At 43.7% G+C, this 15313-nt stretch carries 17 protein-coding genes; 14 read left to right on the forward strand and 3 right to left on the reverse strand.

Annotated features, from left to right (window positions below):
- Positions 1–130: 130 nt before the first annotated feature.
- The 11 genes from DHBDCA_RS01785 (at position 131) to DHBDCA_RS01830 (ending at position 8784) form a co-directional block, all read left to right on the forward strand.
- Entirely contained in the window at positions 131–850 is a 720-nt protein-coding gene (locus DHBDCA_RS01785) for a demethylmenaquinone methyltransferase (protein ID WP_015042426.1), read from the forward strand.
- A 245-nt stretch (positions 851–1095) separates the two neighbouring features.
- A complete protein-coding gene (locus DHBDCA_RS01790; protein WP_015042427.1) occupies positions 1096–1518 on the forward strand; it encodes a CBS domain-containing protein in 423 nt (140 codons plus the stop codon).
- A 367-nt stretch (positions 1519–1885) separates the two neighbouring features.
- Complete coding sequence (locus DHBDCA_RS01795) at positions 1886–2524, forward strand: cobalamin B12-binding domain-containing protein (protein ID WP_034378538.1); 639 nt, start codon at positions 1886–1888, stop codon at positions 2522–2524.
- A 3-nt stretch (positions 2525–2527) separates the two neighbouring features.
- Positions 2528–3697, forward strand: coding sequence for a uroporphyrinogen decarboxylase family protein (locus DHBDCA_RS01800; protein ID WP_015045109.1), 1170 nt, complete (start codon positions 2528–2530; stop codon positions 3695–3697).
- A gap of 17 nt (positions 3698–3714) precedes the next feature.
- On the forward strand, positions 3715–3858 hold the full coding sequence (locus tag DHBDCA_RS15355) for a hypothetical protein (RefSeq protein WP_015042430.1): 144 nt from the start codon (positions 3715–3717) through the stop codon (positions 3856–3858).
- 219 nt (positions 3859–4077) lie between these two features.
- A complete protein-coding gene (locus tag DHBDCA_RS01805; protein WP_015042431.1) occupies positions 4078–4704 on the forward strand; it encodes a YigZ family protein in 627 nt (208 codons plus the stop codon).
- A gap of 394 nt (positions 4705–5098) precedes the next feature.
- Positions 5099–5599, forward strand: a complete 501-nt coding sequence (locus DHBDCA_RS01810; RefSeq protein ID WP_015042432.1) for a TadE/TadG family type IV pilus assembly protein — start codon at positions 5099–5101, stop codon at positions 5597–5599.
- Between the two features lie 4 nt (positions 5600–5603).
- Positions 5604–6146, forward strand: coding sequence for a TadE/TadG family type IV pilus assembly protein (locus DHBDCA_RS01815; protein WP_015042433.1), 543 nt, complete (start codon positions 5604–5606; stop codon positions 6144–6146).
- A gap of 41 nt (positions 6147–6187) precedes the next feature.
- Positions 6188–6670, forward strand: a complete 483-nt coding sequence (locus DHBDCA_RS01820; protein WP_015042434.1) for a pilus assembly protein TadG-related protein — start codon at positions 6188–6190, stop codon at positions 6668–6670.
- 281 nt (positions 6671–6951) lie between these two features.
- Positions 6952–7956, forward strand: coding sequence for an acyltransferase family protein (locus DHBDCA_RS01825; RefSeq protein WP_015042435.1), 1005 nt, complete (start codon positions 6952–6954; stop codon positions 7954–7956).
- Positions 7957–8109: 153 nt separating this feature from the next.
- Positions 8110–8784, forward strand: coding sequence for an HAD family hydrolase (locus tag DHBDCA_RS01830; RefSeq protein WP_256364959.1), 675 nt, complete (start codon positions 8110–8112; stop codon positions 8782–8784).
- A 95-nt stretch (positions 8785–8879) separates the two neighbouring features.
- Here the strand turns inward: DHBDCA_RS01830 and DHBDCA_RS01835 are convergent, their stop codons facing one another.
- A complete protein-coding gene (locus DHBDCA_RS01835) occupies positions 8880–10268 on the reverse strand; it encodes an NAD(P)/FAD-dependent oxidoreductase (protein ID WP_015042437.1) in 1389 nt (462 codons plus the stop codon).
- 75 nt (positions 10269–10343) lie between these two features.
- Between DHBDCA_RS01835 and DHBDCA_RS01840 the strand changes: the two genes are divergently transcribed.
- From DHBDCA_RS01840 to DHBDCA_RS01850, 3 genes are all read left to right on the forward strand, one after another.
- Positions 10344–11762, forward strand: coding sequence for a hypothetical protein (locus DHBDCA_RS01840; protein ID WP_015042438.1), 1419 nt, complete (start codon positions 10344–10346; stop codon positions 11760–11762).
- A gap of 116 nt (positions 11763–11878) precedes the next feature.
- Positions 11879–12718, forward strand: coding sequence for a PRC-barrel domain-containing protein (locus DHBDCA_RS01845; protein ID WP_015042439.1), 840 nt, complete (start codon positions 11879–11881; stop codon positions 12716–12718).
- A 12-nt stretch (positions 12719–12730) separates the two neighbouring features.
- Positions 12731–13108 (forward strand): hypothetical protein, encoded by a 378-nt coding sequence (locus DHBDCA_RS01850; RefSeq protein ID WP_015045110.1) that lies wholly within the window; start codon positions 12731–12733, stop codon positions 13106–13108.
- Positions 13109–13146: 38 nt separating this feature from the next.
- Here DHBDCA_RS01850 and nth read toward each other — a convergent pair whose 3' ends face one another.
- Together nth and DHBDCA_RS01860 are read right to left on the reverse strand one after the other, a co-directional pair.
- Entirely contained in the window at positions 13147–13800 is a 654-nt protein-coding gene (gene nth / locus DHBDCA_RS01855; protein ID WP_015042441.1) for an endonuclease III, read from the reverse strand.
- A gap of 28 nt (positions 13801–13828) precedes the next feature.
- Positions 13829–15208, reverse strand: coding sequence for a uridine kinase family protein (locus tag DHBDCA_RS01860; RefSeq protein WP_193352133.1), 1380 nt, complete (start codon positions 15206–15208; stop codon positions 13829–13831).
- Positions 15209–15313: the final 105 nt, after the last annotated feature.

The following is a 15313-nucleotide window of genomic DNA, read 5'->3' on the forward strand; positions in this document are numbered from 1 at the left end:
TTGCTTTTCATCAGATCATTTGCTTCTCAGGTGAGATATTCTAGATAGTTCTTAAATTGGACAATTTGGGTTAATTATCATATGATAGTACTGACCATATACTGGGCAAGATGGTACAAGGAGAGAGAAAATGGATTTTGCAGGCAAAGATAAATCAGAATACGTCAAGGAAACGTTTAACGCAATTGCCGGGAAATATGATCTAATGAATTCCCTGATGAGTATGGGGATGGATAACGCCTGGCGGGCCAAAGCAGTCAGGATTGTCGAGGCTAAACCCGGAATGAAGATGATTGACCTGTGCTGCGGAACCGGCAAGCTTACCAGAGAAATTGCCGTCGCCGTCGGGGATTCTGGCAGAGTCATCGGAGTCGATTTTTCAGAGGAAATGCTGGCTGTCGGCGGGAAAAATATTGAAAATGACCGTTACAAAGCGAGTATTGAGCTTTTGCAGGGCAATGCGATGAGCTTGCCTTTTACCGACAACAGTTTTGACGGAGCGACCGTTGGCTGGGGACTCAGGAATCTTCCTGATCTGCGCCGCGGAATCCGGGAAATGATCCGTGTTGTCAAACCTGGTTCGATGGTCGTATCTCTGGATATGGGAAAACCGACTATGCCGGTTTTCAAACAGCTTTACTGGCTGTATTTTGAGAAGATCGTTCCGTGGCTGGGAAAAATTCACGGCGGAAAACAAAAAGAATACACGTATCTTTTTGATTCGGCCTGTGAATTTGAATCTCAGCGACAGCTCGCCCAGATCTTTGCTGAATGCGGACTTCAGGATACGGGATATAAAAATCTTGTCGGCGGTGTTGTGGCGATCGTGTATGGCCGAAAATCAAAATGAATCAAACAAATAGAATTAAAATAAAGAATTAAATTAACAAACAACAATTATAGCAGTAAATAACGTAATAGAATTATCCCCGGGTCAACACCGAGGATAATTCTATTTTTTCAGCAAAAGATAATACAGATAATCATTTCTCTTTAATTAAAATCAACGTTTTACGAAGGGATTATTTACTGACATAATTCATTCGTTTCAGTGAAAAACTAGTGCTGAGATATTAAAACGGAGGTGTTTTTTATATGCGGGTCATGGATATTATGTCAACGGATGTAAGCTGGGTGGACCCAGCAGCTAAAGTTACGGATATCGCTAAAATGATGAGAGATAAAAATATTGGTGCTGTTCCGGTCGTTCAGGTCGGCAAAGTATTGGGAATTATTACAGATCGGGATATCGTTCTGAGAGTCATCGCTTCGAACAAGGATGTCAACCAGGTGACGGCCGAGCAGTGTATGACGGCAGATCCAATCTGTATCGATGGCACGCAGGATATCGATACCGTTGCTGAAACCATGGCTGAATACCAGGTAAAACGTCTTCCTGTACTGAACAAGGGGCAAATTATTGGGGTCATTGCGTTAGGTGACCTTGCGATTGAAGACATTCATATCAATGAGGCTGGAGAGGCTTTAAACGGTATATCGCGAGGTATTAGCCATTAATGCCAACGTAGGGAAGATACTTCAATCATATGTGGGATATGCTTTACAATAGCATATCCCATTCTTAACGGATACCCAGTGGATTTTTTAGGGGATGTTAAGCTTACTGTATTGTACACAAAAATAGATGGTGTTTGGCGAAAGCTAGGACGTCCGCCTCCTGGATATTTAGCGAGAAATTGAGAATAATTAGCCCAACTTTTGGCTACTTGATTGAGTAACGCTGATAAAACAGTGATGTTATTAATGATCTAAATATTTTTGAACATTAAAAAAATTCTGATATAGTTAATTCATATTAAATTTAATAAGTGTATTTTTTGATACAGTTACTTGTATACACAGATTAATGGGAGGATGATTGAAAGTGGTGGATTTGAAAGTCCTGACTCAAGCGATGTCCGATTTGGACGAAGACGTGTTAAACATGGCGATTGATGAAGTACTAAGCAAAGACGACAACGCCGCCGAAGCTCAAGAAGTTGTTAAAGCCTGTCAGCAAGGTATGACACTCGTAGGTGAACGCTATGATTCGGGCGAGTACTTTATCGGGGACTTAGTCTTCGCCGGGGAAGTGCTGCAAAGTGTTATGGACAAGCTCCAACCGGCTTTAAGTGCAGGATCCTCCGCAAAAGGCGGGAAAATTGTCCTGGCTACTGTTTTCGGAGATCTTCATGACATCGGCAAAAATATTTTCAGATCCATGGTGGAAGCCGCAGGTTTTGAGGTACTTGACCTGGGGATCAATGTTCCGGTTAACCAGATCGTGGACAAGGTTAAAGAAGTTAACCCTGATATTATCGGATTAAGCGGCGTACTCACTTTGGCGCTGGACAGTATGAAAGAAACGGTTGATACGCTTAATGAAGCAGGCCTTAGAAATTCAGTCAAGGTGATTATCGGCGGAGTACCCGTTAATGAGAATGTATGTAAAAGCATAGGGGCCGACGCTTTTTCGACAAACGCCGCTGAAGGCGTAAAAATATGCCAAAGATGGGTGGGTTGATCAATGAGTGAAGCTGCGAATCTATACCAAGAACGTCTGGACCGTGTTTTTAAAACCTTAAGGCTCGAACAAGCAGACCGCGTTCCTGTGTTAGGGACTTATGGGTCTTGGAGTTCGTACTTTGCGGGGTATACCGATTCTGAAACCAATTGGGACATGGACAAATGCGGTAAAGCCCTAATGAAAGTAGCAGATGAGCTTTCATTAGATATGATCCATATGATTTACAACAGGCCGGCTGGCATGTATCAGGCGTTGGGGAGCAGTGCATACCACTACTTAAGTGACAGCAATATCCTTCAGTATTCCGACAAGTCTGCCCAAATAATGAAAGATGATGAATATCCCGAACTTACCAAAGATCCGTTCAAGTTTTTTGTAGAAAAGGTTCTGCCGCGAAAATATACCGAACTGGCTAAAAATTCCCCGATGAAGGATTTAGCATTTGCCAAAGGTGCCATGAACTTTGGAATGTTTGGGGCCCAGAAGGGAGCCGTTGAGGGCACGCTTGCCGCGCAATACGGAATGCCCTTGCTGGTTGACGGCCTTCTTTTACACCCATTGGATTGGATTGCCGATTTCTTCCGGGGAATTAAAGGCGCGTTCATGGATATCCGCCGCCGTCCGGCCGAATTCGCTGAGGCTATTCAGGCGCTTACGCCGTTGATGATCAGGTTTGGCATGGGTCAGGTGCACATGGGACCGCCGAAACCAAACCCCAAAGTTCTTCTTATGCCGCTGCATTTGCCTCCAATGCTTAAAACAGCGGATTTTGATAAGTTTTACTGGCCATCATTTAAAATGATCATGGAATTTTTCGCTGCCCATAATGTCTATGTGATACCGTTTTACGAAGGTGATTGGTCGCGTTATTACAATCATCTTCAAGAGCTTCCAGCTAAGAAATCAGGGGGCTGGTTTGAACACGGCGATCCCAAGGAACTTAAACAAAAACTAACAGACACTTTATGTGTCATTGGACTTTTTCCTGCGACCCTGCTGCAATATGGGACCAAGCAGGAATGTATCGCCAAAGCAAAAGAAATAATGGACGGAATGGAAGGCGGCGGCTACATTTTTGCTACTGATAAGGAGCTTCTTGCGCCGCAGGATGGTAAGGCGGAGAACATTATCGCCGTAAATAAATTCGTCATGGAGTATGGTATTTATTAAATAGGAGGTGCCTCACGATGGAAGAACAATTGTTGATCTCTTGGAGTGATATCCTTAAAGAGCATCCGGAACTCGCAGACAAGGACCCCGCAATGGGAATGAATTGGGATATCGGACAGGAAATGATTTTTGCTTATGTCATTTTGCTGTCAGTCTTTTAAAATAAATGATCCGTGCTACCCGGAAGTTTGCCAGTACCTATCGGCAGGGGGAAATATAGAATCAACTGTAAGCCAGGAGAAGATCCTGGCTTTTTTATGTTCGGTCCTAGTGTAAAAAAGGAGTTAAAGGATATTAAAGGATATAAGTTGAAATCTATGTTAATATTAGAACATAGGCGCTGACTGAAACTATAATTAAGTTAATGGTGGGGACGAGAAGTGGAAACATTTAAAATAATTGAGAGAGAGACAGAGGCCGAAAAAGTCATTGAGAAATCAAGGTTTATCGCTTTGGTCAAATATATTGAAAGCACGGCCGAAGCTGAAAAAAATATCAAGGAAATCCGGGAAGCCCTTCCGAATGCCCGCCATTATGTCTACGCTTACCGTATTCACGAAGGCAGGATTGAGAAAGCCTCAGATGACGGCGAACCGCAGGGTACAGGGGGAAGGCCTGTCATGGAGCTGCTCCAGCACCGGCAGCTCTGGAACATCCAGATCATTGTTGTGCGTTATTTTGGCGGGATCCTGCTTGGTACCGGTGGACTTACAAGAGCCTATGGCGGGACAGCCCGCCTCGCATTGGAGAACACAGCGATTGCCCAGCTCGTTCCGCACCGGATCTATGTACTCCGGATTCCGTACTCCTGGTTTGAACAGATCCGGTACGGCCTGAAGCAAAAGGGCATAGAAAGCGGCAATGAAAAGTTTAGTGAAGAAATTGATCTTGAAGTATATATCCGGGATGGAGATCAGGATACTTTTATCAGCTGGCTGGATGAATTCACCAACGGGCAGGTTTCCTGGAAGGATGCTGGGGCTGTATTAAAGCCGGTTACCGTATAGAAAATTATCAGGTAAATTTGCCGGTATTGCTCATTTCTTCGCCTTTATGATACAAAAATTTTTCTCGGAGGTTTATATGAATTAGTGTTGATAAGGTACGAGAGACCCTCAGGGGCCTTTTTTTTACGCAAAATATGCAGGTGCTGAGAACGCGTGGATCAATCTACTAGTACTATTGGGAAACAAAAATAGTCCGAAAGTATCAATTTCTTGCAGAAGACATCATTTCGACAAATTTCCTCTTGAGGGTCTGAGTTTTTACAGATAGAATCCATATAAAACCAAATGTAAAATGATTGTAAACTAAACGTAAATATATTGTAAAAATAGAGCAAGGCTTAACAAATGGCAGCATATGGCAGAAGCTGATTATATTGATGCTGGGCGGTAAAATATGAAGATCAGAGAATTTATAAGTTTAAGAAAAATACGGGGATGCAAAAAAGGTCAGGCTATGGTGGAATTTGCACTGGTTTTACCTATTTTACTGCTGTTTCTTGGTTTTATTCTGGATGCCGGACGAATTGTCGATGCGCAAGTATTGGTACAGAGTGCAGCAAATGAGGGAATCCGGCAAGTTACCAGTAAGACAAATATCAATCAACAAATTAAAAATTCCATTAGTGATTATACAGACAGATTGGATTTTGATCAGTTAACCATTGAGGCCAAAGCTGGAGAAACAAAACGAAAAAATTATACGTATCATGCGAACAAAGGATCTCGATTTCAAGAATTACCAAGCTATTATACCTATTTTAACGCGACAGTAACCTTGGAATATGACGTACCGGTGCTCATGCCGCAGTCAAAATTGTTTTTTGGTGATGAATTTAGGGTATTGTCAACATTTACTTCACAGGTGTTTTTAGAGGGGTATCCTGAGGATGGTTAGAGATATGGAACAGATACGTTTGAAGGGAAGGGTGTTCAATTTGATGCGGGTGCTAAAAAATAAAAATGGACAGGCACTTGTTGAATTTGCCCTGGTACTTCCTTTATTTCTAATGTTAACGTTTGCTGTGATAGATTTAGGGTGGATGATGAATAAGTATCTTACTTTTGATTATGCTTATCGCAATGCGTCTTGGACAATGAGTATAAGCTATGATAGTGATTATTCCCAAACAATCAGTGGAGAATCTGCCAAAAAAGCAATAAAAGAGGCAATGAAAAAGACATCGGCGCTGGTTGATGAGGAAGCATTGTCTGTGAGTGATGCCAAGTTAAAATGTTGGACTGAAAAGAAAGACTACTACACGCCCAAAAGTGGCGGCGGTACAGATCAAAATACAAAAAAATGGAGATTTGCGCAGATCACAGCCAGTTTAGTTTATACAGTTGAACCGTTGACTCCGGTAGGAAAAGTGATATTCGGAGAACAGCTGACATTTACGAAAAACCTTGAAAAAAATCGACTGATTATGACAAAAGAAGGTTAGCAAATTAAGCGTGTTAGGTCAGAAAGTAGGTGGGTGGCAATATGCCTAAAAGCGTTTGCTTGCCGATGCGTAAACTGTTAAAAAATGAAGATGGAAATATCACAATTCTATTTGCTGTCCTGTTAATTGTATTGTTTGGATTTACAGGACTTGTTGTGGATATTGGCGGGATGTACTTAAATCGTTTACACCTGTTTGAGGTTGGACAAATAATCAGAGATGCGCGTTTTAATGAAACATTGGCGATCGATCATTCAGAAAATCCTGAAGCAACGCTAAATGATATTGCTGACACCTATGCAGTATTAAATGGACTGGATGAAGGCCAGGTAAACGTAGATTATTATCAGACAAAACTGACGGAAACAGAACGAAATTACGAATTGGATATTAATCTTACAGATACCTATGATTGCGTATTTATAAAAATCTTCGGCATTGATACCCAAACAATTAATGTGACCATACATGGAACCAGTACAGCTGCAAAATCACCCAGAATATGGGCTCCCGGCAGAAAGTAACTAAAAAAATCTGCTAATAAAAGCCAGAGATTAGGCTATGCAATATATAACCAGCGTAAGCGGAGCATGGATTGCGCAGCGCGGCTGTTTGCGCCAAGGAGGGCGCAACATGCCGGAAGCGGCTTATATATTGCGTAGCCCTACCTTGTTAGGTTTTATTAAGTCATACATAAAACGATTCATTTATCAAAAATTCTGAGATTATTAGAAAAATGAATGATATAATCAGAACATATGAAATTGGGTTAAACATTAGGCTAAGAAAGGAACAGGCACAGAGGATGAATCAAAGAGATCCGTACTTCGACAACCTGAAATTCGTGCTGATTGTTTTGGTGGTTGTCGGTCATATGATTGAACCGCTCATTTATATTCCAATCTTCAAATCCATTTATGCGTTCATTTATTCGTTTCATATGCCGTTGTTTGTTTTTATTTCCGGCTATTTTGCCAAGAATATTGATGATCCGAAATATGAGATAAAAATTATCAGCAAGCTGGTAATACCCTATGTTATTTTCGAAATGATCTATTCCGTTTTTGACTTTTGGATTTTCCATAAGGAAAGCCTGCATTTTACTTTTTTTACACCGTACTGGATGATGTGGTTTTTATTCAGCATGATTATTTGGAAAGCGGCACTGCCTTATGTGGTCAGGATCAGATATGCGCTGCCTGTTACATTTCTTTTCGGCCTTATTGCCGGATATACGGGTGAGCTGGGTTACTACGCGAGTCTGTCGCGGATTGTTGTTTTCTTTCCGTTTTTCCTGGCAGGCTTTTATTTTGAGAAAAAGCATCTGGAAAAGCTGTTGACGAGAAATTGGCGCTTCGCTGCTGTCGGTGTTATGCTGCTGGCTTTTCTGACCTTCTGTTATTTTGGTCAGAATTATACCATTTCATGGTTTTATGGAAGCGCATCTTATCAGGCGCTAGGCGATACGGAATGGTTTGCAGGTATATACCGCGCAGGTATTTACCTGCTGGCTGCAGTTTTAGGTCTGAGCCTGCTGCTGCTGGTGCCTGGCAGGAAGATTCCTCTGGTTTCAACGTTGGGGCGCAATACGATGTATACGTATCTGCTTCATGGATTGATCGTAAAGGCCCTTGTTGCATACGGGTTTTATCAGATTTTGCAGACAGGACCGCAGCGAGCGTTGGTAATAATACTTGGGGCAGCGCTGGCAATCATCCTGGCCTTGAACGGAATCAGAACTTTGTTTAAATGGATGGTTGAACCCAAGGTGTCTTTTCTTTTTAAGGAGAACAGCAAACAAAATATTTGAAGGCTACATATTGGCGAATATGAAGAGAAGTCAAATAATTGGTTAATAAAAATAAATATTGAATTAGAAAATCTCCTTCGGGATACAACTATACGGTCAGTTCTTTGGTGTATTAGAAAGTGTTCGACTATCAAGGAGGGGATTAGCATAGAAATCAAGCTTGCTGTATTTGATATTGACGGCACCCTGGCACCGACGGACGATCCGATTACTGCCCAGGTAGCCTGTAAATTAAGATCGCTGGAACGTCAGGGGATCAGAATTGTTTTTATTTCCGGTCGGACGACTTCCTATCTGGCAGGATTGGCCAGGGGAATTGGAATCTGTCAACCTTTGGTTGCGGGAGAAAACGGCGGCGTTATTTTTGAGCCGCTGCGTAAATGGGAGAAAAAGCTTGAAGCTATCCCGCACCAGGTAGGTGAGGTAATGAAGCAAGACCTTCTGAAAAAATTTCCGGATCTCTGGTTCCAGCCCAATCAGACGATGCTGACTGCCACACCTAAGGATTTTTCCACGGTTAATTTATTGTATCAGGCAGTACAAGCTCTAGAACCGGTGAAGAGAAATAAGTATAAAATCAATCGATACGATGATTGTGTAGAGGTCATGCCCAAAGAAAACAGCAAGGGTCGGGCCCTTGCTGTGGTCAAAGAGATCCTTGGTATTCGCAGTGAGGAAGTCATTGTATTTGGAAATACGATTGTGGATTTGCCAATGAAAGACGAAACAAACGATTTCCTTATGATCGGGGATGCAGCCGCTGCGGAAGGTATCAGCAGCTACCCCTGTATAGAAGAAGCTCTCGACTACCTAGAAAGCAATCTATAGTTTACATAGTTTCTAGCATGCAGATTTACGGGCCAATAGCCGAAAAGCGGTATTATAGCCCGCAGATAAGCCAAAACCTATAAGCCAGCTAAGCTTCAAGCCTTCTTTAGTATATTGCGGGCGACGTAGATGCCGCTGGCTGCGGATTGGGACAGGGAGCGTGTAATCCCCGCGCCGTCGCCGATCGCATAAAAATTCGGATACTTCGTTTCAAGTTGTTTATTTAACTGTGGCCTGGCCGAATAGAATTTCACTTCAACGCCGTAAAGCAATGTATCATAGTTCGCCGTCCCGGGTGCGATTTTATCCAGTTTATAGATCATTTCAATGATATTATCGAGATGGCGTTTCGGAAGGACAAGTCCAAGATCACCGGCGTTCGCGGATTGCAAAGTGGGTTTGGTGAATGATTTCATCATTCTTTTTTCATTTGTCCGCCGGCCTTTAATCAGGTCGCCGAAGCGCTGAACGATGACACCATCGCCAAGCATGTTGGAAAGCGTGGCGATATATTTGCCATACTTTAATGGTTCGTTGAACGGAGAAGTAAATTTATTGCAGACCAGCAGCGCAAAATTGGTATTGTTGCTATTCAGTTTATCGTCGGAATAGCTGTGACCGTTTACAGTAAGTACGCCGACGGTATTTTCTGTGACGACATGTCCCTGGGGATTCATGCAGAAGGTTTTGACCAGATCATTGTATTTCCGGGTGTAGTAATGCAACTTAGCCTCGTAGACTTCATCGGTGATCTGACTGAACACTTCGTAAGGAAGTTCGACTCTGACGCCGAGATCAATTTGATTGTTCGTCATCGGAATATTCATTTTCCTGCATAATGAAGTAAACCACTCGCTTCCAACCCGGCCAACCGCGCAGACCAGACGGTCACAGGAATATTCCCCACTGGCTGCGGACAAAATATACCTGTCTTGATCCTGGGAGATATCGATGATTTCTGTCTTATGTCTGATTTCAACTTTGTCTTTTAAAAAGTTGAAGATATTGGTCATGATTTTAAGATTATTCTCAGTGCCAAGGTGTTTGACTTCGGCCTGGAGAAGATGAAGATCATTTTGGAGTGCAATTTTTCCGATTTCGCGCGCTTTGGGAGTCTGGGTACTGAAACGTTTGGTCGTTGCACCAAAGTCAACAAGAATGGAATCCATATACTCTATCAGATCCATGACATTGTCATTGGAGACATACTCATTCAGCCAGCCACCAAATTCGGTGGTAAAATTATATTTTCCGTCAGAAAAGGAACCGCACCCTCCGAACCCCTCCATGATCGCACAGGTCGGGCAATTGGCACATTTTACTGATTTGTTTTCGGTTAGGGGGCATTTTCGGTCGCGTATACTGTTTCCTTTTTCAAAAATGCAGATATTAAGCTTAGGGTTGTGTTTGATCAGTTCATAGGCACACATTATACCGGAGATTCCACCGCCGACAATACCGATATCATAATGTTTCATGATCATAGTCCTCTCATTTCAAATGATTCAACCCATAAAAAAGTATAGCATTTGTCTTTTGGAAAAGGAAGTGAAAGTCGTTTGCCAAGTCCCGGCATGCTCGTTTACTTTGCTTTTATTCTTTTGATCATAATCGCCATTTCTTTTAAGAAAAAACCGGTAATCATTGCTGCCATTGGACTTCTGGCCGTAGGCGTGCTGGATACCGGCAGCTTCTTTGGGGGAATTCAGGCTGCCTTTCGGGGGTTTCTCCTGACAGCTGCGGATCTGCTTCCGATCATCCTGCTGATCGGATTGGTGGTCGCTATGACCGGCATGCTGAAAGAAACGAAAACGGAAACCATCCTGATCAAGCCAATTCTGAAGATTAAAAATGCCGCTTATTTGTACTGGCTCGCAGGGGTCATGCTGCTTACCTTTAGTTTATTTCTGTGGCCAACGCCTGCAGTTTCCCTGCTGGGGGCTTTGATCCTTCCACTGATTCACCGCAGCCGGATCCCTCCGCTTGGTTTGGCGGTTGGTCTATGCATTTTTGGCGAAGGAATTGCGCTGGCAGGTGATTACGTGATTCAGGGTGCGCCCAGTCTTAGCGCCAGGTCAGCCGGCGTCGCTCTGGAGCAGGTCTTACGGCAGTCTCTGCCGCTTGTATGCGGAAGCGGGATCATCGCTTCTTTGATTGGCTTTCGGATGATGCTGGTCCAGCAGAAGAAAAACATTCCTGCGTACGTGGTGGCAGACAACAGGGAACTACTGGACGGGCAGAAGGGGGAGGAGCAGCAAAAAGAACTTGATGTACTTCCTCCGACAAAGCAAAATCATCAGATTCAGAAAAGAAAAAGAACGGTCCTGGCCCTGGCAGCAGCTGCATTTTACTTGTTGGCAGTGATCTGGCTGATCTATGGTAGACTGCGGGGAGACAGTGCTGTAGCGGTTATCGGCGGCGTAACGCTGCTTGTCCTAATTTTTGGCACGATTTTGACTGATTATAAGACATCTTTTAATACTTTTGGGCGTCATATCCAGACTGGGATGAAGTTTTCGATGGAGGTATTTGCCCCGATCGTTGTAATATCAGGTTTCTTCCTCCTCGGGACGCATTCCGGTTATGAAAATGTCCTGCTGCACCAAGGGGCGGGCTATCTGGAACAGCTGGCCTATAAGTTATCTGGTATCGTGGTGCTTAATAAGTATTCCTGTGCTTTGCTGGTGATGCTGACAGCGGTATTGGGGGCAATGAGCGGATCCGGTTTCGCTGCTCTGCCGTTAACCGGCGGGATTGCGGCGGCTCTCGGCCAGGCGGCCGGAATTTCAGCCGTTCCTTTGGCCGTTCTGGGACAGGTTACGGCGATCTGGACAGACGCTGCAGTGATTCCATGGGGATTTCCGGCTATTGTTAGTGCAGTCACCCAAACGGAAGCCGCACAGATTGTCCGGCTGAATGTGCTGCCCTGGCTGGCTGCACTTTGTTTCAGCCTCATATGGACCTTATTCAGTTATTGAAGCAATAAGGTTGTATATGTATTTTATTCGATAAAGAAGGAGAATTTTGTATGATTGTAGAACTACATCCAGAGTGTAATGACAGTCATTTTTAATAGGCGGGAGGATATCGGAAAATGAAGTCTTCGGCAGAAATTCGGGGCTTGAAAATTATCAGCATAAATGAAGGAAAGCAAATCAGCACTGTCAAAGACATCATCATCAATTCTGAGGATGGGAGTTTGGCTTTCTTTGTTATCGACCAGCCGTCAGATTATTTTGGTGCAAGATTAATCGCTTACGCCGATATCCTGGGATTAGGGGATTATGCATTAATCATCAATGACAGCACCGTTGTTCAAGATGTTGCGCATAACGACCTTGCTGTGGAACTTCTAAAAAAAGATGTCAAGGTCGTTAGTTCTCAGGTTCTGACGACCCGGGGGTGCCTGATAGGTCAGGTGAAGGAAATACTGTTCAATGAAACAACCGGAACGATTGCAGCCTGTGAGGTTGTTGATCCGCAGGGGAAATGCAGCGAATTTAAGTGTGATCACGTGATTACGTACGGTAAGGAGATCATTCTGATTGATGACAATCCTTCTGCAGGAAAACAAGCCAAGGAACTGATCAAGCCGGAACGAAACAAGGCGTCAGAGGCATCCGAGCCATCGAGCGGTAAGGAGAGCCCGGCCTTGAGTGAAAAAGAGCTTCTGAAGAAGAAAATCGAACAGTTCGGTAAGAGTGAAAGTTTGCTGAAGACAGCTGAAAATAGCGGGACAATCATATATCCGGAGGATTTCAATGTCTTTGAGCAGCGCCAGCTTCAGTTCCTGCTCGGAAAAACGCTGAATAATGACATTCAGCTTGAGGACGGTACAGTATTAAAAGCAGGAGAGCAAATTACGGGTGAGAATCTCTCCGGGGTGAAAAACCGCAGCACATTAATGCAGTTGACAGCTCATGTTGTAAAATAGGGTGGAAATAAAATGAATGCTACGAATTTTGCACTGGTTTGCACCGTCCTCTTAACGGTCATATTCTGCTCTGTCGGGATATATCTGCTTGTACTGCTGCGTTCAGCACGCCGGACTATGCAAGTAATGGACAGTGCATTCAACACAGTCCGAGAGACTGCTGTCAAAGCTGAAGAATTTATCGGAGAGGCACAGGAAACCTTAAACGTCATTAATGCGAAATTGCCTGAAATGGTGGAAAATTTAGCCGCTTCTGCAGCCAATATCCAATCGGTCAGTGAAACGGCCAGAGTTCAGCTTGTTGATGAAAATGAATCGGGACAGCAAAAAAGAACGGGCAGATTTATGTTCAAAGGGTATTCGTTCTGGAAAAAGCTAAAGAAGCACTAATGTTTAAGAACTATCATTTTATTCAGGAAGAATTGATACTAGGAAGCGCTGGTAAATGCCGGACAGCAGTCTTTCAAAGGACAGACCGGGCATTCCGGCTTCCGGGCATGGCAAAGTTTGCGACCGTGAAAAATCAAACGGTGATGGGTATCAATCCATAGTTCCATAGGGATAAGAGCGGTAAGCTCTTTTTCTACTTTAGAAGGGTCTTTTTCCCGGGACAGGCCGAGCCGATTGGCAACCCTCAGCACGTGGGTATCCACAGGCAAAGCGGGAATGCCATAGGCGTTTGCTAAGACTACTCCGGCTGTTTTACGGCCAACGCCCGGCATTTTTACGAGGTCATCCAGATTCGAGGGGACATCTCCGTGATGTTCTTCAATGAGCAGCTCGCAGGTCTGCAGAATATTTTTGGCTTTGGTGCGGAAGAGTCCGATCGGGTGAATGATTTCTTCAAACTCGCGGGGAGTGATCTCCAACATCTTTTTGGGAGTGGGGCAGCGTTCGAAAAGTACGGCTGTTACTTTGTTGACCTTTTGGTCTGTGGTCTGGGCGCTGAGAATCGTGGCGACAAGGAGTTCAAAGGGGTTGCGGAAATTTAGCTCACAGTGTGCTTCAGGATAGGTTTGTTCTAAAATATGAAGAATGCGGTTTATTTTACAATCACGCATCATAAGTCTGTTGGGTTCCATCATTTTCTCCTTGAATGATTTGTTATGACTATTCACAATAGATACTGCCACCGATAAATTCCCGGAGGATTGAATTTAAGGGGATGTTGGATGTGTCCATGGGTTCAAAAAACGACAGAAGATTCAGCAAACGAACGGAAGTATCGTAAAACCTATTTGTTTCCTGAATTTTCTTAAGAAGGGGTTCGGCAAAGGAACGTAGAGCGTTCATTTCAAAGAGCAGGCTGGAATTAAACATGATATCAGCTTCTTCCTGGTAGCGAAAAACGCTGGTATTTTCCCCGCGTCTGACACTTGGCCACTGATTCAGAGTCCGCTCCGGACCAAAGCCCCTGAATTTATCGTCGCGTACAATTCGTCTGATCAGTCTCGCCTCAGTTGTCGGGACGCGGTTGTGACGGTCGATATTCAGCAGGAAAAGCGCACTGATATAGATTTTAAAGAACGAATTCCTGTTAATGGTGAGCAAACCTGGGTTCAGGGCATGAAGGCCTTCGACCAGCAGGATATTGTCCGAGTCGAGACGGATATCATTTCCGTCCGGATTTCTCTTTCCGGTGAAAAAGTTAAATACCGGCGTCTGGACCGTTTCTCCCATAATCAGCTTATCCAGATGTTCATTGAGCAGCGCAAGGTCCAGGGAATATAGGGTATCAAAATCCAGCTGTCCGGAAGCATCACGCGGAATGTTTTCCCGATTCAGGTAATAGTTGTCCAGAGATAAGGAAATCGGTTTTAGGCCGTTGACGATCAGCTGAGTCGAGAGACGATGGGTAAAGGTCGTCTTCCCTGACGAGGATGGTCCTGAAATCAGCACGATTCTGACATTTTTATTTTCATTGGTTATGATATCCGCAATGTCCGCAATCTTTTTCTCCTGGAGAGCTTCAGCAATGTTAATGAGATCGATGGAGCGGCCGTTTCTGATATAGGAATTCACGTCCTTGACCTCAGCCAGATCCAGGATTTCAAGCCAGCGTTGCGTTTCCGTATAGGTTGCTGAAAGTTTTTTGGGAAGAACAAAGTCTGCCAAATAACCGGATTCATCGGAAAAATCCAGGATAAATCCCGGCTGAAAAGGAATAAGCCGGAAATCCTTGATAGCAGAAGTATCCTCGAAGGCGGCATAAATTGATTTAATAATGGTTTCATCCAATTTATAGATATGAAAACTCTCATCTTTCCCTAAAAATTTAATGAAATTTTTATGAGTAGCCCAGTTCTTTAGTGTTGTTTCAATCAATCTGACTTCTCTGGGAGAGACCAGGGAGCCGGAAAATTCACAATAAACGCCGTCAAGAATGGAATATGGAATCTTCAGTATTTCTTCGGGGAAAAGTTCCTGGATCACCTTGATTAAGCCAAGCAGCAAAGTCTGTCTGTATTTGCGGGTGAAATTATCTTTCATCGTATTTCGCCTTGCTTTCTGGTTGATTTGAGGAATGTCAAGCCACATGAGTCATTTTATCCAGTGCATCAGTCGCTTATCCAATATATTCTTGCTCAGGCGTAA

This window comes from Dehalobacter sp. DCA (genome assembly GCF_000305775.1).
GTDB lineage: Bacteria > Bacillota > Desulfitobacteriia > Desulfitobacteriales > Syntrophobotulaceae > Dehalobacter > Dehalobacter alkaniphilus.

Excerpts from the sequence above, each read along its gene's own strand:
- DHBDCA_RS01790 (WP_015042427.1), top strand. The coding sequence starts at position 1,096 with ATGCGGGTCATGGATATTATGTCAACGGATGTAAGCTGGGTGGACCCA.
- DHBDCA_RS01860 (WP_193352133.1), bottom strand. The coding sequence starts at position 15,208 with ATGAAAGATAATTTCACCCGCAAATACAGACAGACTTTGCTGCTTGGC.
- DHBDCA_RS01815 (WP_015042433.1), top strand. The coding sequence starts at position 5,604 with ATGGAACAGATACGTTTGAAGGGAAGGGTGTTCAATTTGATGCGGGTG.
- DHBDCA_RS01835 (WP_015042437.1), bottom strand. The coding sequence starts at position 10,268 with ATGATCATGAAACATTATGATATCGGTATTGTCGGCGGTGGAATCTCC.
- DHBDCA_RS15355 (WP_015042430.1), top strand. The coding sequence starts at position 3,715 with ATGGAAGAACAATTGTTGATCTCTTGGAGTGATATCCTTAAAGAGCAT.
- DHBDCA_RS01810 (WP_015042432.1), top strand. The coding sequence starts at position 5,099 with ATGAAGATCAGAGAATTTATAAGTTTAAGAAAAATACGGGGATGCAAA.
- DHBDCA_RS01825 (WP_015042435.1), top strand. The coding sequence starts at position 6,952 with ATGAATCAAAGAGATCCGTACTTCGACAACCTGAAATTCGTGCTGATT.
- DHBDCA_RS01845 (WP_015042439.1), top strand. The coding sequence starts at position 11,879 with ATGAAGTCTTCGGCAGAAATTCGGGGCTTGAAAATTATCAGCATAAAT.
- DHBDCA_RS01785 (WP_015042426.1), top strand. The coding sequence starts at position 131 with ATGGATTTTGCAGGCAAAGATAAATCAGAATACGTCAAGGAAACGTTT.
- DHBDCA_RS01800 (WP_015045109.1), top strand. The coding sequence starts at position 2,528 with ATGAGTGAAGCTGCGAATCTATACCAAGAACGTCTGGACCGTGTTTTT.
- DHBDCA_RS01850 (WP_015045110.1), top strand. The coding sequence starts at position 12,731 with ATGAATGCTACGAATTTTGCACTGGTTTGCACCGTCCTCTTAACGGTC.
- nth (WP_015042441.1), bottom strand. The coding sequence starts at position 13,800 with ATGGAACCCAACAGACTTATGATGCGTGATTGTAAAATAAACCGCATT.
- DHBDCA_RS01820 (WP_015042434.1), top strand. The coding sequence starts at position 6,188 with ATGCCTAAAAGCGTTTGCTTGCCGATGCGTAAACTGTTAAAAAATGAA.